The sequence below is a fragment of the Erwinia sp. PME.40.26/001 genome, from assembly GCF_055556675.1.
Map to the genome: position 1 here is coordinate 67,698 of NZ_JBVHNP010000013.1, position 16,888 is coordinate 84,585.

15 protein-coding genes and 1 tRNA gene are annotated in these 16,888 nt (G+C 55.7%); 4 read left to right on the forward strand and 12 right to left on the reverse strand.

Translation table 11 applies throughout. The features are described 5' to 3' along the window. Positions 1–108 precede the first annotated feature (108 nt). From rep to ACZ3HG_RS21750, 3 genes are read right to left on the reverse strand one after another with little or no spacing between them, the layout of a single operon-like run. Positions 109–2,127, reverse strand: a complete 2,019-nt coding sequence (gene rep / locus ACZ3HG_RS21740; protein ID WP_191935684.1) for a DNA helicase Rep — start codon at positions 2,125–2,127, stop codon at positions 109–111. Between the two features lie 38 nt (positions 2,128–2,165). Continuing rightward, complete coding sequence (locus ACZ3HG_RS21745) at positions 2,166–2,981, reverse strand: SDR family NAD(P)-dependent oxidoreductase (protein WP_191935683.1); 816 nt, start codon at positions 2,979–2,981, stop codon at positions 2,166–2,168. An 18-nt stretch (positions 2,982–2,999) separates the two neighbouring features. Continuing rightward, complete coding sequence (locus ACZ3HG_RS21750) at positions 3,000–3,803, reverse strand: MoaF C-terminal domain-containing protein (protein ID WP_465334377.1); 804 nt, start codon at positions 3,801–3,803, stop codon at positions 3,000–3,002. A 196-nt stretch (positions 3,804–3,999) separates the two neighbouring features. Here ACZ3HG_RS21750 and ppiC point away from each other — a divergent pair, with 196 nt between their 5' ends. After that, the gene (gene ppiC / locus ACZ3HG_RS21755; RefSeq protein WP_465334378.1) at positions 4,000–4,281 is read left to right on the forward strand and encodes a peptidylprolyl isomerase PpiC; all 282 of its coding nucleotides are present in this window, start codon (positions 4,000–4,002) and stop codon (positions 4,279–4,281) included. 64 nt (positions 4,282–4,345) lie between these two features. Here the strand turns inward: ppiC and ilvC are convergent, their stop codons facing one another. After that, on the reverse strand, positions 4,346–5,824 hold the full coding sequence (ilvC, locus tag ACZ3HG_RS21760; protein ID WP_191935681.1) for a ketol-acid reductoisomerase: 1,479 nt from the start codon (positions 5,822–5,824) through the stop codon (positions 4,346–4,348). 167 nt (positions 5,825–5,991) lie between these two features. Here ilvC and ilvY point away from each other — a divergent pair, with 167 nt between their 5' ends. After that, positions 5,992–6,873 carry an HTH-type transcriptional activator IlvY gene (gene ilvY / locus ACZ3HG_RS21765; RefSeq protein WP_062749105.1) on the forward strand — a complete coding sequence of 294 codons (882 nt, stop codon included), beginning with the start codon at positions 5,992–5,994 and terminating at the stop codon, positions 6,871–6,873. Here ilvY and ilvA read toward each other — a convergent pair. The 6 genes from ilvA to ilvL form a co-directional block, all read right to left on the reverse strand. Then, complete coding sequence (ilvA, locus tag ACZ3HG_RS21770; protein ID WP_191935680.1) at positions 6,870–8,414, reverse strand: threonine ammonia-lyase, biosynthetic; 1,545 nt, start codon at positions 8,412–8,414, stop codon at positions 6,870–6,872. The two genes, ilvY and ilvA, sit on opposite strands and share 4 nt — an antisense overlap. Before the next feature lie 5 nt (positions 8,415–8,419). Further along, positions 8,420–10,270, reverse strand: coding sequence for a dihydroxy-acid dehydratase (gene ilvD / locus ACZ3HG_RS21775; RefSeq protein WP_465334381.1), 1,851 nt, complete (start codon positions 10,268–10,270; stop codon positions 8,420–8,422). 64 nt (positions 10,271–10,334) lie between these two features. Further along, on the reverse strand, positions 10,335–11,261 hold the full coding sequence (locus ACZ3HG_RS21780; protein ID WP_191935678.1) for a branched-chain amino acid transaminase: 927 nt from the start codon (positions 11,259–11,261) through the stop codon (positions 10,335–10,337). 18 nt (positions 11,262–11,279) lie between these two features. Next, a complete protein-coding gene (ilvM, locus tag ACZ3HG_RS21785; protein WP_191935677.1) occupies positions 11,280–11,537 on the reverse strand; it encodes an acetolactate synthase 2 small subunit in 258 nt (85 codons plus the stop codon). After that, complete coding sequence (ilvG, locus tag ACZ3HG_RS21790) at positions 11,534–13,180, reverse strand: acetolactate synthase 2 catalytic subunit (RefSeq protein WP_465334383.1); 1,647 nt, start codon at positions 13,178–13,180, stop codon at positions 11,534–11,536. The genes ilvM and ilvG overlap by 4 nt, the downstream gene beginning before the upstream one ends. A 140-nt stretch (positions 13,181–13,320) precedes the next feature. After that, a complete protein-coding gene (gene ilvL / locus ACZ3HG_RS21795; protein WP_072277511.1) occupies positions 13,321–13,419 on the reverse strand; it encodes an ilv operon leader peptide in 99 nt (32 codons plus the stop codon). 338 nt (positions 13,420–13,757) lie between these two features. On the opposite strand from ilvL, the gene ACZ3HG_RS21800 reads away from it, so the two are divergent. Next, positions 13,758–15,278 (forward strand): YifB family Mg chelatase-like AAA ATPase, encoded by a 1,521-nt coding sequence (locus tag ACZ3HG_RS21800; RefSeq protein WP_465334386.1) that lies wholly within the window; start codon positions 13,758–13,760, stop codon positions 15,276–15,278. Positions 15,279–15,311: 33 nt separating this feature from the next. Here ACZ3HG_RS21800 and ACZ3HG_RS21805 read toward each other — a convergent pair whose 3' ends face one another. Beyond that, entirely contained in the window at positions 15,312–15,650 is a 339-nt protein-coding gene (locus ACZ3HG_RS21805) for a MaoP family protein (RefSeq protein WP_062749119.1), read from the reverse strand. Between the two features lie 121 nt (positions 15,651–15,771). On the opposite strand from ACZ3HG_RS21805, the gene hdfR reads away from it, so the two are divergent. Next, complete coding sequence (hdfR, locus tag ACZ3HG_RS21810) at positions 15,772–16,599, forward strand: HTH-type transcriptional regulator HdfR (protein WP_062749121.1); 828 nt, start codon at positions 15,772–15,774, stop codon at positions 16,597–16,599. A gap of 130 nt (positions 16,600–16,729) precedes the next feature. Here hdfR and ACZ3HG_RS21815 read toward each other — a convergent pair. After that, positions 16,730–16,805 (reverse strand) — tRNA-Trp (locus ACZ3HG_RS21815). Between the last annotated feature and the right edge of the window lie 83 nt (positions 16,806–16,888).

The window sequence follows — 16,888 nt, forward strand, 5'->3', positions numbered from 1 at the left end:
TGCGGCGTTAAACCTGTCTCATCACAGGATGATTACCGCTCTGCCAGCGCCGTCATGAGGGGATTTTTCCCAACCAGACCGATGTTTGCTGGTCTGGCTGATTAGTGCCTACTTCTTCGCTTTTGCCAGCTGCGCACGGAGACTGGCCAGATGGCTCTGGCCCTTTTGCATGCGCTCTTCCGCACTGATGACCTTACGCTCACTTTCCCACTGTAAGTCGTCCTGCGGCAGTTCCAGCAGGAAACGGCTTGGCTCCGGGCGGATCACCTCACCGTACTGGCGGCGTTCACGGCACAGCGTAAACGTCAGCTCCTTCTGCGCACGCGTAATGCCTACGTACGCCAGACGGCGCTCTTCTTCCACATTGTTTTCATCAATGCTGCTCTGATGCGGTAACAAGCCCTCCTCCATCCCCACCAGATAGACGTAGGGGAACTCCAGACCTTTGGACGCATGCAGCGTCATCAGCTGTACCTGATCGGAATCTTCATCACTTTCTCCCCGCTCCATCATGTCGCGCAGGGTAAAGCGAGTCACCACCTGGGTCAGCGTCATGGCTTCGTCGATATCACTGCCTTCCAGCATCTCCGTCATCCACTGGAACAGGGTATTGACGTTTTTCATCCGCATCTCAGCGGCCTTCGGACTGGCAGAGGTTTCAAACAGCCAGCTTTCATAGTCGATGCCGCGGATCAAATCACGCACCGCCGCCACCGGCTCACGTTCAGCCAGCCGGGCAATCTCCTGCAGCCAGTGCGTAAAACGCTGCAGCGACTCCAGCCCGCGTCCGGTCAGCGTCTGCTCCAGCCCCATATCAAAACTGGCGTTAAACAGGCTTTTGTTACGCTGCGTGGCCCAGTCGCCCAGCTTCTGCAGGGTGGCGGAGCCGATCTCACGCCGGGGCGTATTCACAATACGCATAAACGCACTGTCGTCGTCAGCATTGGTCAACACGCGCAGGTAAGCCAGCAGATCTTTGATCTCCGGACGCGAGAAGAACGAGGTGCCACCTGAGATACGATACGGGATACGGTTCTGCATCAGCATCTTTTCAAACACCCGCGACTGATGGTTACCGCGGTAGAGGATGGCGTAATCTTTATACGCCGTTTTATTAATAAAATGATGGGCGATCAGTTCCCCGGTCACACGCTCTGCCTCGTGATCTTCATGGTTCGCCGTGACCACTTTCAGCTCGGTACCGTAACCCAGCTCGGAAAAGAGCCGTTTTTCAAAAACGTGCGGATTATTGGCGATCAGGATATTCGCCGCCTTCAGAATACGCCCGGAGGAACGATAATTCTGCTCCAGCTTGATCACCTGCAGCGCCGGAAAGTCCTCCTTCAGCAGCACCAGGTTCTGTGGGCGTGCCCCGCGCCAGGAGTAGATTGACTGGTCATCATCCCCCACTACCGTGAAGCGCGCCCGGTTACCCACCAGCAGCTTCACCAGCTCGTACTGGCTGGTATTGGTATCCTGATACTCATCCACCAGCAGATAGCGAATACGCTGCTGCCAGCGCTCCCGTACTTCCAGGTTACGCTGGAACAGCAGTGTAGGTAGCAGGATAAGATCGTCAAAATCCAGCACGTTGCACGACTTCAGATGCCGGTCATACAGCCCGTAGCAGTGAGCAAACAGCTTATCGCGGTCGGAAACGGCACTGGCTGCGGCACGCGACGGATCCATCAGATCGTTTTTCCAGTTTGAGATCGTTGAGATCAGCTGTTGTAGCAGCGTTTTATCATTTTCCAGCCACTCTTCCGTCAAATCTTTAAGCAGTGCCAGCTGATCCTGATCGTCAAACAGCGAAAACTTCGCTTTCATCCCCAGCGCGGCATATTCACGCTTAATCACCTCGAGCCCCAGGGTATGGAAGGTGGAGATCATCAATCCACGCGCCTCTTTACGCCCCAGCGTCTGCGCCACGCGCTCTTTCATCTCGCGTGATGCTTTATTGGTAAAGGTGACCGCCGCAATATGGCGCGCCTGATAGCCACATTCGCGGATCAGGTGGGCGATTTTGTTGGTAATCACTCGCGTTTTACCCGAACCGGCACCTGCCAGAACCAGGCAGGGCCCGGTGACAAATTCGACGGCATGTTGCTGACCAGGATTAAGACGCATATGAGAGATTCCGGGAATAAAACAGGCGTGCAGTATAACTAAAGTTTCCCTTCCTGTGGCGGGGAAAAACTTAACGTCGGCAAATCAACAATGTGCGCCCCTCCATCCACCACCAGTGTGGCTCCCGTGATATAAGACGCTGCGCTGGACAGTAAAAACGTGACGGCACTGGCGATCTCTTCGGGGTCTGCAGGCCGCCTGAGCGGCAGGTCTTTTGTCACCTCCTGCCAGGCTCGCCTGTTGGTCGGGTCCCATCCGCGCTTTACCGAGAGCTGCCGCATCTCCTCCTCAGCCATCGGTGTACGCGTCCAGCCGGGACAAACAGTATTGACCCTTACCCTATACGCACCGTAATCCCGTGCCAGCGATTTAGTCAGACCGATCAGGGCATGTTTAGTGACCGTATAGCCTGCCACGGCTGGCCCGGCGAAAAGCCCGGCCAGCGATGAGACAATCACCATACTGCCGCCCCGCGAGGTTAACCATGGAAGCACCTCCCGCGCGGTAACAAAAGCGCTGTTAAGGTTGTTGTGCAGGCTCTGCTGCCAGGCGGCATCGTCCGTTTCCCCCAGTCGCGAGAAACCGTGGCCACCGGCATTGGCCACCAGCATATCCACTCCGCCAAAATGGTCGGCAACCTGCGCGACTGCCCTGGCGGCACCCTGAGTGTCGGCCATATCGGCCGCCACCGGGAAGACATCGCACTCTTCTGCCATTGCCTTGAGCGGAGCGGGCCTCCTGCCCGTTATCGCCACCCGGGCACCCTCCGCCACCAGCATGTTTGCCGTTGCCGCACCGATACCACTGCCACCACCGGTGATCAGCACCACTTTGTCTTTCAGCCCGGTCTCCATGTGAACGTGTCCTTAAGGTTAAAATGGCGTCACGCCAGCGGGATAACAGTTAAAACTCATTTTGCTGATCATTGCGCCTGCCGGGCGGATCTGTACTTCGCCGGAGGCCGTTATGCCCATAAATATCCCGGTACACCGGCAGGACTGATAATCGAAGAAAAACACCGAACAGACCGGAATGATTTTTTCGCGGAAGGTGAAAAGGTACATATCGGGTTCAAATTTATAGTAGGTCGCGTAATCCATATCGCCATGGCCAAACTGCTCACCGCGCAGGTTCTGCCAGGCATAGCGCTGGCTGTTGACGTAAAAGTGCTCGTAGTAGTGGTGGGGGCTGTAGATATTCAGCGTACGGTAGCCTATCAGCTCTCGGGTCAGCTGAGGTTCAAAGCCGGACGGGGTCTGTGCCCCCACCGCGCCCGTATAAAATTGCTGGCTGAGCCGTGAGCCTCCCTGTGTCTCCTCTGCGGGCAGGATAGTACAGCGTACCACCAGCGCTCTGGCGGTCGTGGTATTTATCACCAGCGCCACGCTCTGCATGGCAGACAGCGGAAAGCTGAAGAAATAACGGCCTTTGGATACGCACACCTCGTCGACAGGTGCCTCGCCCTCTTCTCCGCCCCAGTGCCACGTAAGCCGGTGTTGGACGGCGGCCGTATGAAAACTCAGTTGTAAAACACTACCATCATTCAGTGCCAGGTCGAGCGTCTTACCCGCCCAATGGCGCGTGGACGGCAGGCGGTTGATATCAATGCCCCGTGAAAAATCATCATAGTTTTTCCAGCCTGGTTCCGCTAAAGGGCTCAGTACAGATGCGTTCATGCTCATTCTCCTTTTCTCGTCAAGAACGGTTTTGAGTCTATAAAACAGGAGGAGGAAGGAACGTGAAGTGAGAGGGTAAAATTCGCATTAACACATCGGAAAGCATCCAATGACAATCTCGCACCAGGCGCATTGAGCAGGTATAGTAGGCACCATCCGGGCTACGGCCTGACCGTCGATAATTTTGGAGAACAACATGGCGAAGATGGCTGCAGCACTGCACATTCTGGTAAAAGAAGAAGTGCTGGCAAACGATCTGTTAGCACAGCTGAAACAGGGTGCTGACTTTGAAAAGCTGGCAAAAAAACATTCAACCTGCCCGTCAGGCAAGAAGGGCGGTCACTTAGGTGAGTTCAAACAGGGTGCGATGGTACCGGCCTTCGATAAGGTGGTCTTCTCCTGCCCGCTGATCGAGCCGCAGGGCCCGCTGCATACCCAGTTTGGTTACCACATCATTAAGGTCCTGTACCGTAATTAAAAAAAAGCGCCTGAGGGCGCTTTTTTTTGGGCGGAGCATTCATCCGCCCCGGCGTGCAGAAGCATTAACCCGCGACGGCGATACGCTTCATGTCGGTCATGTAGCCACGCAGTTTACGGCCAACGGTTTCGATGTCATGGTGGCGAATGGCTTCGTTCACATCACGCAGCTGCGCGTTATCAACCGTGGTTGTGGTGTTAACCGCTTTGCCCAGATCGCCGGCCTGCAGCGTGGTCATGAACTCTTTCAGCAGCGGTACGGCGGCGTAAGAGAACAGGTAGTTACCATATTCAGCGGTATCCGAGATCACCACATTCATTTCATACAGGCGCTTACGCGCGATGGTGTTGGCAATCAGCGGCAGTTCATGCAGTGATTCATAGTAAGCCGACTCTTCGATGATACCGGCAGCCACCATGGTTTCGAATGCCAGCTCAACGCCTGCTTTCACCATGGCAATCATCACGACGCCCTGGTCGAAGTAATCCTGCTCGGCGATTTTACCTTCAAACTGTGCCGCAGTTTCAAATGCTGTTTTACCGGTCTCTTCGCGCCATCCCAGCAGTTTCTTGTCGTCGTTTGCCCAGTCAGCCATCATGCCGGAGGAGAATTCGCCGGAGATGATGTCATCCATATGCTTCTGGAACAGCGGAGCCATAATAGTTTTCAGCTGCTCAGACAGGGCGAAAGCACGCAGTTTTGCCGGGTTAGACAGACGATCCATCATCAGGGTGATGCCACCCTGCTTCAGCGCTTCGGTGATGGTTTCCCAGCCGAACTGAATCAGTTTTTCTGCATAAGGCGCGTCGGTGCCTTCAGCAACCAGCTTGTCAAAACACAGCAGAGAACCGGCCTGTAACATGCCGCACAGGATAGTCTGCTCACCCATCAGGTCAGATTTCACTTCAGCCACGAAGGACGACTCCAGCACGCCCGCACGGTGACCGCCGGTTGCCGCAGCCCAGGCTTTCGCGATCGCCATGCCTTCGCCTTTCGGGTCGTTTTCAGGGTGAACGGCGATCAGCGTCGGTACGCCGAAACCACGTTTGTACTCTTCACGAACTTCCGTTCCCGGGCACTTCGGTGCAACCATTACCACGGTGATGTCTTTACGCACCTGCTCACCCACTTCAACAATGTTGAAGCCGTGTGAATAGCCCAGTGCAGCGCCATCTTTCATCAGCGGCTGAACGGCCTGAACAACAGAGGTGTGCTGCTTGTCCGGCGTCAGGTTAACCACCAGATCTGCCTGCGGGATCAGTTCTTCATACGTACCCACTTTGAAGCCGTTTTCGGTCGCTTTGCGCCATGAAGCACGTTTCTCAGCAATCGCTTCGGCACGCAGGGCGTAGGCAATGTCCAGACCCGAATCGCGCATATTCAGACCCTGGTTCAGGCCCTGCGCACCACAGCCAACGATGACGACTTTTTTACCTTTCAGGTAGCTGGCTTCATCCGCGAATTCATCACGAGCCATAAAGCGACATTTACCTAATTGCGCCAGCTGGTTGCGCAGGTTCAAAGTGTTGAAATAGTTAGCCATGGGGTACTCCGTATGAGGTTGTGTTCGCATTATTGTTTATTGTCTGGGGAGATAATTTCCTGCCCCTGAATAGACCTTATCATATGACAGGAAATGCGTTGCTGAAATTGATATATTAACAACGTGATATTGCACTTTTTGCAACGTAATGATGAGGCCTGACTCTGATGGATCTTCGTGACCTGAAACTGTTTCTCCATCTGGCTGACAGCCGCCACTTCGGACGAAGCGCACGCGCCATGCACGTCAGTCCTTCAACGCTTTCACGGCAGATCCAACGGCTGGAAGAAGACCTGGGCCAGACGTTGTTTCTGCGCGATAACCGTACCGTCACGCTGACCGATGCTGGAGAACGCCTGCGGCAGTTTGCCCAGCAGACGCTGCTGCAGTATCAGCAAATGCGCCACGCCATGGGCCAGAACGGCCCGTCACTCAGCGGCGAACTCCAGCTGTTTTGTTCAGTGACCGCCGCCTATAGCCATCTTCCCCCTATTCTCGATCGTTTTCGCGCCGAGCACCCGCTGGTCGAAATCAAATTAACCACCGGTGATGCCGCCGATGCGGTGGAAAAAGTACAGACTAACGAAGTCGATATTGCCATTGCCGGACGGCCGGAAACGTTACCCGCCAGCATCGGCTTTATGCCGCTCGGGCTGATCCCGCTGGTACTGATTGCCCCGGCGTTGCCCTGCCCGGTGCGTACGCAGGCGACGCAGGCACAGCCTGACTGGGCGCAGATCCCGTTTATTTTGCCCGCGCAGGGGCCGTCAAGGCGGCGTATCGACCTCTGGTTCCGTCACCGTCATATCGCTAATCCACAGATATACGCGACGGTGGCAGGCCATGAGGCGATTGTTTCGATGGTGGCACTGGGCTGCGGCATCGCACTGCTGCCGGATGTGGTGCTGGAGAACAGTCCGGAACCGATTCGTAACCGTATCCTGGAGCTGGAAGATGTCGAGATGGTCGCGCCCTTCGAGCTGGGCGTTTGCGTACAAAAAAAGCGGCTCAGTGAGCCGCTTATTGATGCGTTCTGGAAGCTACTCTAACCCGCGAGGAAGAAACGGAAAGCCGGGTTACTGGTTTCATCATGGAAATCATAGCCCAGCGCCGTCAGATGCTCTTCAAACCGGGGTTCACTGTCACTCAGCTCAAATGCCGCCAGTACGCGACCGTAGTCGGTACCGTGACTACGATAATGGAACAGGGAAATATTCCAGTGCGTACCCAGCGTCTGCAGGAAACGCAGCAGCGCACCGGGGGCCTCAGGAAATTCAAAGCTGAACAGCCGCTCACGCAGGGGTTTGGATGGACGCCCCCCGACCATATAGCGTACGTGCAGTTTCGCCATCTCATCGTCAGACAGATCCACCACCTTGTAACCGCCGTCGGACAGTAGCGCCAGAATTTCCTCGCGTTCAGGCAGTCCACGCGTCAGCCGCACGCCGACAAAGATGCAGGCTTCATCGGCATTGGCATAACGATAGTTGAACTCTGTGACTGAACGGCCACCCAGCAGCTGACAGAATCGCAGGAAACTGCCCTGCTGCTCGGGAATGGTCACCGCCAGCAGCGCTTCACGTTGCTCTCCCAGCTCACAACGCTCAGAGACATAGCGCAGTCCGTGGAAGTTGACGTTCGCACCGGACAGCACGTGAGCCAGACGCTCCCCCTCAATCTGATGCTGCTGGATATACTTCTTCATCCCCGCCAGCGCCAGCGCGCCGGAAGGCTCCGCCACCGCACGCACGTCATCAAAGAGATCTTTCATCGCGGCGCAGATGGCATCGCTGTCGACGATGACAATGTCGTCAAGATACGCCTGGCAGAGACGGAAGGTTTCGCTGCCGATCCGCTTCACCGCCACGCCTTCGGCAAAAAGCCCGACGCGGGGTAGATCGACCGGATGCCCGGCGTCGAGCGCAGCCTTCAGGCAGGCAGAATCTGCAGCTTCCACCGCGATTACTTTGATTTGCGGCATCAGCTGTTTGATCAGCACCGCCACGCCGGCCGCCAGCCCGCCGCCGCCCACCGGCACAAAGACGCGGTCCAGATGAGCATCCTGCTGTAACAGTTCCATGGCCAGCGTACCCTGCCCGGCAATCACCATCGGGTGGTCGAACGGCGGCACGAAGGTATAGCCCTGCTGCTCAGAAAGCTCGATGGCTTTGGCTTTGGCCTCGTCAAAGTTGGCCCCAAAGAGATAAACCTCACCGCCAAACGCCCGCACCGCATCCACCTTGATATCTGCCGTTGCCACCGGCATCACAATCAGGGACTTAATCCCCAGCTTAGTGGATGACAGCGCCACGCCCTGGGCATGGTTACCGGCTGACGCCGTAATCACCCCACAGGCTTTCTGCTCTGCACTAAGCCCGGCGATCATCGCGTAGGCCCCGCGCAGCTTAAAGCTGTGGACCGGCTGGCGGTCCTCACGTTTCACCAGAATGGTGTTACCGAGGCGCGCAGAGATTTTTTCCATCTTCTGCAACGGCGTGACCTGTGCAGCTTCGTACACCGGAGCACGCAGGACGGCGCGCAGATACTCCGCGCCGCTGGGCTGGTCGGATAGCGGTTGAGATTCAGCCATGTTGGTTAGCCTCCCAGCTTACTCTTATCACGGACGGCGCCTTTGTCAGCGCTGGTTGCCAGGGTGGCATAAGCGCGCAGCGCGAAGGAAACCTGACGCTCACGACCGTGTGGCGTGTAGGCCTGATCGCCACGTGCATCTTCTTCCAGACGACGGGCAGCCAGTTCATTCTCTGGCACGTCCAGCTGGATGCCGCGTTGTGGAATATCAATATTGATGATATCGCCGTCTTTCACCAGCGCGATGGTGCCGCCGCTGGCCGCTTCCGGAGAAGCGTGACCGATTGACAGCCCGGAGGTGCCGCCAGAGAATCGTCCATCGGTGATCAGCGCACAGGCTTTACCCAGCCCCATAGATTTCAGATAGGTGGTCGGATAGAGCATTTCCTGCATGCCCGGCCCCCCTTTAGGCCCCTCATAGCGGATCACGACCACGTCACCTGCCACTACTTTACCGCCGAGGATGGCAGCAACGGCATCGTCCTGGCTTTCATAGACTTTCGCCGGACCGCTGAACACCAGGCTGCCTTCATCAACGCCTGCGGTTTTAACGATACAGCCGTTTTCAGCAATGTTGCCGTACAGAACTGCCAGACCGCCGTCCTGACTGAAGGCGAACTCGCGGGAACGAATACAGCCTTCCTGACGATCGTCATCCAGGGTGTCCCAGCGGGTGTCCTGCGAGAAAGCCTGGGTCGTACGAATGCCCGCCGGACCGGCACGGAACATTTTTTTCACGGCTTCATCTTTGGTCAGCATGATGTCGTACTGATCCAGGGTTTCACGCAGGCTCAGGCCGAGGATGTTACGCACGCTATTGTCCAGCAGCCCGGTACGATCCAGCTCACCGAGGATCCCGAGGACACCACCGGCACGGTGCACGTCTTCCATGTGGTACTTCTGGGTGCTTGGTGCCACTTTGCACAGGTGTGGTACCAGGCGTGACAGGCGATCGATGTCAGAGATATCAAAATCGATTTCCCCTTCCTGAGCGGCGGCCAGCAGGTGCAGAACGGTGTTAGTGGAACCACCCATCGCGATATCCAGCGTAATGGCGTTTTCAAACGCGGCTTTGCTGGCAATGCTGCGCGGCAGCGCGGTTTCATCATCCTGCTCGTAGTAGCGCTTAGTCAGAGCAACAATACGACGCCCCGCATTGAGGAACAGCTCTTTACGATCGGCATGGGTCGCCAGCAGTGAACCGTTACCCGGCTGAGACAGACCCAGCGCTTCGGTCAGACAGTTCATCGAGTTAGCCGTGAACATGCCGGAGCAGGAGCCGCACGTCGGGCAGGCAGAGCGTTCAATCTGGTCACTTTCTGCATCGCTGACGTTAGGGTTTGCGCCCTGAATCATCGCATCGACGAGATCGAGTTTAATGATTTTGTCGGACAGCTTGGTTTTACCGGCTTCCATCGGGCCGCCGGAAACGAAGATCACCGGGATATTCAGACGCAGGGACGCCATCAGCATCCCCGGGGTAATTTTGTCGCAGTTAGAGATACACACCATGGCATCCGCACAGTGTGCGTTGACCATGTACTCCACGGAGTCAGCGATCAGCTCACGCGACGGCAGAGAGTAGAGCATCCCGCCGTGGCCCATGGCGATCCCATCATCCACGGCAATGGTGTTGAACTCTTTCGCCACGCCGCCTGAGGCTTCAATCTCCTCGGCAACCAGCTTACCCAAATCGCGCAGGTGAACGTGACCCGGCACGAACTGGGTGAAGGAGTTAACGACGGCAATGATCGGCTTACCGAAGTCATCATCGGTCATTCCTGTGGCGCGCCACAGGGCACGGGCACCAGCCATATTACGGCCGTGGGTGGTAGTGGCGGAACGATACTTAGGCATGCTCTTTACTCCAGAAATCAGATAGTGCGCGGGCGTCAACTGACGCCCGCGAAAAACATTATTGTTATGGGTTAACTGGATCCAGCCAGCCCCATTTGTCTTCCGTCTCACCCGTGAACAGGCCAAAGAAAGCAGACTGAATGCGTGCGGTGACCGGGCCGCGTTTGCCTTCGCCCACCTGGATCCCATCAACGCTGCGTACCGGAGTGATCTCCGCAGCAGTGCCTGACATAAAGACTTCGTCAGCCAGGTACAGAGACTCGCGCGACAGCACCTGCTCACGCACTTCAATCCCCATATCCTGCGCCAGTTTGATGATGGCGTCACGCGTAATTCCTGGCAGGGCGGAAGAGGTAAACGGCGGGGTAAACAGGATCCCGTCTTTCACTTCGAACAGGTTTTCACCAGCACCTTCAGAGATGTAGCCCTGTGTATCCAGCGCGATCCCTTCCTGATAACCATGACGGCGCGCTTCGCTACCGACCAGCAGCGAGGACAGATAGTTACCGCCCGCTTTCGCTGCAGTGGGCAGCGTATTCGGAGCGACACGATTCCATGAAGAGACCATCGCATCGATACCCTGCTCCAGCGCCTCAGCCCCGAGGTAAGCTCCCCACGGGAAAGCGGCGATGATGATGTCTGTTTCATAACCCTCAGGCGGGTTCACGCCCAGGCCAACGTCACCCACGAACACCAGTGGACGGATGTAAGCGCTTTTCAGGTTGTTTTTGCGCAGCGTAGCACGGCAGGCTTCCATCAACTCATCAACACTCAGGCTGACCGGGAAACGGTAGATTTTTGCAGAGTCACGCAGACGCTGCATATGTTCACGATGGCGGAAGACTACTGGCCCTTTGTGCGAGTCATAGCAACGTACGCCTTCAAAAACAGACGTGCCGTAGTGCAGCGCATGGGACATCACGCTGACCTTCGCGTCTTCCCATTTCACCATCTCGCCATTGAACCAGATAAAGTCTGCTTTCTTCGTCATTCTCGTTTCCTTGCGCGCTTATGCGCGGATTTGTTGTGTTGTTTGCTGTTGGATCTGAACGCAAGCCACATCCATTAATTTACTCAACTGCGTTGACAGTAAATCGACGGAGCGCTGGCTGGCAACGGTCATCTCAATATTAATGTTGTCGGTATTCACCCGCGAGGCCATGTGCATTGAGCACACCTGGAAGCCACGATGGCGCACAACCCGCAAAATGCGTTCCAGTATTTCCGGGCGGAAGCGCGCTTCTATAGACAATTGATGCTGTTTCATGAGGTTTTCTCCATCATATTTTCATTGCTGGCACCCGGCGGTACCAGAGGCCAGACATTCTCATGCTCGTCAATGGCGACGTGGAGCATGTAAGGCCCTTCACTGTGGAGCAAAGCGTCTAATGCGGCATCGACCTGATCTTTACGGGTAATACGCTGGCCGGGAATGCCAAAGGCACTCGCCAGGATGAGAAAGTCCGGGTTATCTGAAAGGTTGGTTTCGCTGTAACGCTCCTCAAAAAACAGCTGCTGCCACTGACGTACCATGCCCAGCCGCTGGTTATCCATCAGAACGATTTTCACCGGCAGCTGTTTGCGCTTAACGGTACCCAGTTCCTGCACGTTCATCATGAATGAACCATCGCCGGAGACGCAGATCACGGTGTCATCCGGGCGCGCCACCTGGGCACCAACGGCGGCAGGCAGGCCGAAGCCCATGGTGCCAAGCCCGCTGGAGGTGATGAAATTTTCCGGGCGATTAAAGCTCATGTGCTGGGCAGCCCACATCTGGTGCTGACCGACATCAGTGGTCACTACCGCGCTCTGAGGTTTGCGGTCTGACAGCTGTTTCAAAAACAGCGGCGCAAAGATCACCTCTCCCGGGTGATCGTAACGCCAGCCGTGGTCTGCTTTCAGCGCTTTCACGTCTTCGCGCCAGGCGGCGATATCAACCGGCTGATACAGGTCGGGCAGCAGTTTATTGAGATCGCCCTGCAAGCCCACATGCGCCCGGCGCAGTTTATGCAGCTCTGCCGGGTCGATATCCAGATGGATAACGCTGGCATGCGGGGCAAAAGTATCCAGCTTGCCCGTTACGCGGTCATCAAAGCGGGCACCGACGGCGATCAGCAGGTCACACTGCTGGACGGCCAGGTTGGCAGCCTTCGTGCCGTGCATGCCGAGCATGCCCAGATAGCACGCATCTTCGGCATCGGGTGTACCCAGCCCTTTCAACGTTGCCACCGTCGGAATGCCGGTCTCTTTGGCAAAAGCCCGTAAAGCATGAACCGCATCCGCCATTCCCACGCCGCCGCCGACATACAGAATCGGTTTCTTCGCCTGGGCTAGCAGGCTGCGCGCCTGCTGCAGTTCAGCATGGGGATGAGCCATTTCCTGGCCGACCGGCAGCAGATGGGCGACCAGATCGCCGCTGGCTAACTGGATATCTTTAGGGATATCCACCAGAACCGGGCCGGGACGGCCAGACTGTGCAATGGCGAAAGCTTCTGCCATCACCACAGGAAGTTCATCAAGGGACTCTACGAGGAAGCTATGTTTGGTGCAGGCCAGCGACAGACCCAGGACGTCTATTTCCTGAAAAGCATCCGTTCCCATCACAGCAGACGACACCTGTCCGGTGATGGCCACGATCGGCACGGAGTCCAGCATGGCATCAGCAAGACCGGTGATCAGATTCGTCGCACCTGGCCCGGAGGTGGCGATACAGACCCCCACTTTTCCCGTTGCACGTGCGAAGCCGATAGCGGCCATCGCGGCACCCTGCTCATGGCGGCACAGTAGATGTTCGACTCCGCCGTCGTAGAGCGCGTCATAGACCGGCATAATTGCTCCACCCGGGTAGCCGAATACCGTTTCGACTCCCTGTGCACGCAAAGCTTGAACCACCCACTGAGCACCATTCATAGTTATTCCCCCGCCTCTCGCTGGGAACAACAGCATTTTATGCTACTGTTCATATTCTGTTCCTCTGTCGTTGATACCTTGCCAAAAAAAAACCCCCGGACCTTTCGGTGCGGGGGTTCTTTCGAAATCAGGCTTGATTTTTAAGCCTTTCTTTCTCCGAGCGTAGCCCCGCACGGCGTGATAATAATCACGACGACGTTAATAACGACTAGGCTAATGACTCGTAGAAGGGCTTTCATTTAGATTCTTTTCATTCACTTGTTCGAAGTAATGCCTACAGAGTTATCACAGTTATTAGCTTTAATTCAACTTTTTTCATCATTTTATTTTATGACGTCGGACGCAGATCTAAAAAAAACTTTTGTTATTCAGTCGATAAGAAAAAAATGAATCTTTTTCATCAGTCACGCAGTGTGACCATTTTATTTTCTCTGTCTGCATTTTCGCGCCTGCCCGCAACACAATGTCGCTGACTGTTGAACGCGGCAATCATCTTCAGACAGGCTGCACAAATCGCCAATCGGCTTCTCGCCATCCCCCTTCTCCTGTCGCAGAGTTGGCACTACAAGGAGAGTTTATGTCGCTATCTGTCGTGTTTACCCGCGCCGCACTGGGCATCCAGGCCCCTCAGGTGTCGGTAGAAGTTCACCTCAGCAATGGGCTGCCGGCACTTTCGCTGGTCGGATTACCAGAAACCACGGTGAAAGAGGCCCGCGACCGTGTACGCAGCGCCATTATCAACAGTGGTTTCACTTTTCCGGCAAAGCGGATCACCGTTAATCTCGCCCCCGCTGACCTGCCTAAAGAGGGCGGCAGGTATGATTTGCCCATCGCAATCGCTATCCTCGCCGCCTCAGAGCAGATTCCGGCGGATAAACTTTCATGTTATGAATTTCTCGGCGAACTGGCGCTAACGGGCGCGCTGCGCAGCGTACAGGGCGCTATTCCTGCGGCCGTTGCTGCTCTGGAATGTGGGCGGCAGTTGATACTGTCTGCGGAAAATCAGAATGATGTCGGATTGATCCAGCATGGGGAGAGCCTGGTAGCAACCTGTCTGCTGGAGGTGTGTACCTTCCTGCACGGCAAAGGGAGGCTGGAATCGGCACAGTGTCAGCCACCGTCGTCACCCCCTATGTCGGGCGATTTAAATGAAATTATTGGTCAGCATCAGGCCAGGCGGGCGCTGGAGATCACGGCCGCAGGGGGACATAATCTTTTACTGATCGGCCCGCCGGGAACAGGGAAAACAATGCTGGCCTCCCGCCTGTGTGGGCTGATGCCGCCTCTAAGCGATCGTGAGGCCCTGGAGAGCGCCAGCGTAGCCAGTCTGGTGGGTAGCGGGGACCTGCACCGTCAGTGGCGTCAGAGGCCGTTTCGTTCCCCTCACCACAGTGCATCGCTCTATGCACTGGTCGGCGGCGGATCGCTGCCTAAGCCGGGGGAAATTTCGCTGGCGCATAACGGTATCCTTTTCCTCGATGAACTCCCGGAGTTTGAACGCCGGGCGCTGGATGCGCTGCGAGAACCCCTTGAGTCCGGAGAGATCAGCATTTCCCGGGCGCGGGCAAAAATAACCTATCCGGCACGCTTCCAGCTGATCGCCGCCATGAACCCCAGTCCGACAGGTCACTACACCGGACAACATAATCGCAGCTCACCCCGGCAGACGCTGCGCTATCTCAGCCGCCTGTCGGGCCCGTTCCTTGACCGCTTCGATCTTTCCCTTGAGGTCCCCTTGCTGCCTCCGGGTACGCTGAGCGGGCAGCCACGTGGTGGGGAATCCAGTGAACAAGTACGCGAGCGGGTGTTGAGGGCACGACAGCGCCAGCTGGAACGCAGTGGCAAAGTGAATGCGGTAATGAGCAACCACGACATCCAGGCTTGCTGTACACTTACGCCAGCGGATGCAGAATGGCTTGAGCAGGTACTGGTGCAGCTCGGGCTGTCAGTGCGGGCGTGGCAACGGATCCTTAAGGTGGCGCGTACGATTGCCGATCTGGCAGGGGATAATGCGGTCAGTCGGGAACATTTGACTGAAGCGATAAGCTATCGTGCTATTGACCGCCTGCTGATCCACCTGCACAGCAACCTGGCGTAGCAGACATGAAAAAGGGGCCGAAGCCCCTTGATCTTAATCGTCACTATCCGTGTAGTCTTCAACCCCTTCCATCTGCGGCTTGCCGCCGGAAAGAGTATGGAAACGCTTAGGACGTTTAATGCGGGTCATGTATTTTGACCAGACTTTTTCTGCCTCGGTTTGCGGCTCACGCACACCCCGGCACACCTCAATGAACAGACGCTCTTCTTCTGTACCCGGCTCACGCTTTGCCAGGTCCAGTTCGTTAAAAGCGTAACCATAACGCTCAAGAAGTTGGGCTTCTTTGATGGTGAAATCACCGTGACGGGAGAACCCGCGAGGGTAATGTTTGTTATCAAAAAAACGATTCGTTGTTGCGAAGCTTTCCGCCATTTTACACGCTCCTAACTCTTTTATGGCCGTGCTATTTATGGCGCGGAGTATTAGATAGGCTTGACAGAGTGTAAAACAAAACATTTAAATCATAACGACAAATGTTTTTTAGGAGATGGATGTGGATACGGAATTACTGAAAACCTTTCTTGAAGTGAGCAGAACCCGCCACTTTGGACGTGCAGCGGAAGCACTCTATCTCACGCAATCTGCTGTCAGTTTTCGCATCAGACAGCTTGAAAACCAGCTGGGAGTGAGCCTGTTTACCCGCCATCGTAACAACATCAGACTGACGTCTGCCGGGGAACGCCTGCTGCCCTATGCAGAGAGTCTGATGAGCACGTGGCTGATGGCCAAGAAAGAGGTGGCGCACACGCAGCAGCATCATGAGCTGTCGATCGGTGCCAGTGCGTCACTATGGGAGGCTTACCTGACACCGTGGCTTCAGACGCTGTATGAGAACCGGGAAAGCCTGCATCTCGAAGCACGTGTGGCACAGCGTCATTCCCTGGTTAAACAGCTGCATGAGCGTCAGCTTGACCTGCTGGTGACGACGGAGGCTCCTAAAATGGACGAGTTAAGCAGTCAACAAATCGGCCATATCTCCCTGACGCTGTTCCGATCGCGAAAATCGGAGAAAAAAGAGAAATATGACTACATTAAGCTGGAATGGGGCGCTGATTTTCACCAGCATGAAAGCTATCTGGCCGGTGCCGATGATGTGCCGGTACTGACGACGACCTCCGCACATTTAACGCGACAACTTCTGCATACCACGGGGGCCTGTGCCTTCTTACCGGATGTTTGGGGTAAAGAATACAGCGATCTTTTAGTGATCCCTGATACTGCTGTCGCTTCCAGACCCCTGTATGCGGTGTGGTTACAAAACAGCGATCAGCAGGCACATATCCGTCAATTAATTAAGTTTCCGGTGAATGTCAGAGCGTAATTAGCTGAAATAAGCAGCAAAAAAGGCCAGCCTGCTGGTCTTTTTTTATGCATTTGGCGGAGTAACGGTGAAAATGGCAGGAATTTTAGACAAAAAAAATCCTTTGCCGAAGCAAAGGATTGTTTTTATTTGGCAGGGGCGGAGAGACTCGAACTCCCAACACCCGGTTTTGGAGACCGGTGCTCTACCAATTGAACTACGCCCCTAAAAGGGTGGCGGAACGGACGGGGCTCGAACCCGCGACCCCCTGCGTGACAGGCAGGTATTCTAACCAACTGAACTACCGCTC

Bases quoted from the DNA above. Each gene is read 5' to 3' on its own strand.
- rep (WP_191935684.1), bottom strand. From the start codon at position 2,127: ATGCGTCTTAATCCTGGTCAGCAACATGCCGTCGAATTTGTCACCGGG.
- ACZ3HG_RS21745 (WP_191935683.1), bottom strand. From the start codon at position 2,981: ATGGAGACCGGGCTGAAAGACAAAGTGGTGCTGATCACCGGTGGTGGC.
- ACZ3HG_RS21750 (WP_465334377.1), bottom strand. From the start codon at position 3,803: ATGAACGCATCTGTACTGAGCCCTTTAGCGGAACCAGGCTGGAAAAAC.
- ppiC (WP_465334378.1), top strand. From the start codon at position 4,000: ATGGCGAAGATGGCTGCAGCACTGCACATTCTGGTAAAAGAAGAAGTG.
- ilvC (WP_191935681.1), bottom strand. From the start codon at position 5,824: ATGGCTAACTATTTCAACACTTTGAACCTGCGCAACCAGCTGGCGCAA.
- ilvY (WP_062749105.1), top strand. From the start codon at position 5,992: ATGGATCTTCGTGACCTGAAACTGTTTCTCCATCTGGCTGACAGCCGC.
- ilvA (WP_191935680.1), bottom strand. From the start codon at position 8,414: ATGGCTGAATCTCAACCGCTATCCGACCAGCCCAGCGGCGCGGAGTAT.
- ilvD (WP_465334381.1), bottom strand. From the start codon at position 10,270: ATGCCTAAGTATCGTTCCGCCACTACCACCCACGGCCGTAATATGGCT.
- ACZ3HG_RS21780 (WP_191935678.1), bottom strand. From the start codon at position 11,261: ATGACGAAGAAAGCAGACTTTATCTGGTTCAATGGCGAGATGGTGAAA.
- ilvM (WP_191935677.1), bottom strand. From the start codon at position 11,537: ATGAAACAGCATCAATTGTCTATAGAAGCGCGCTTCCGCCCGGAAATA.
- ilvG (WP_465334383.1), bottom strand. From the start codon at position 13,180: ATGAATGGTGCTCAGTGGGTGGTTCAAGCTTTGCGTGCACAGGGAGTC.
- ilvL (WP_072277511.1), bottom strand. From the start codon at position 13,419: ATGAAAGCCCTTCTACGAGTCATTAGCCTAGTCGTTATTAACGTCGTC.
- ACZ3HG_RS21800 (WP_465334386.1), top strand. From the start codon at position 13,758: ATGTCGCTATCTGTCGTGTTTACCCGCGCCGCACTGGGCATCCAGGCC.
- ACZ3HG_RS21805 (WP_062749119.1), bottom strand. From the start codon at position 15,650: ATGGCGGAAAGCTTCGCAACAACGAATCGTTTTTTTGATAACAAACAT.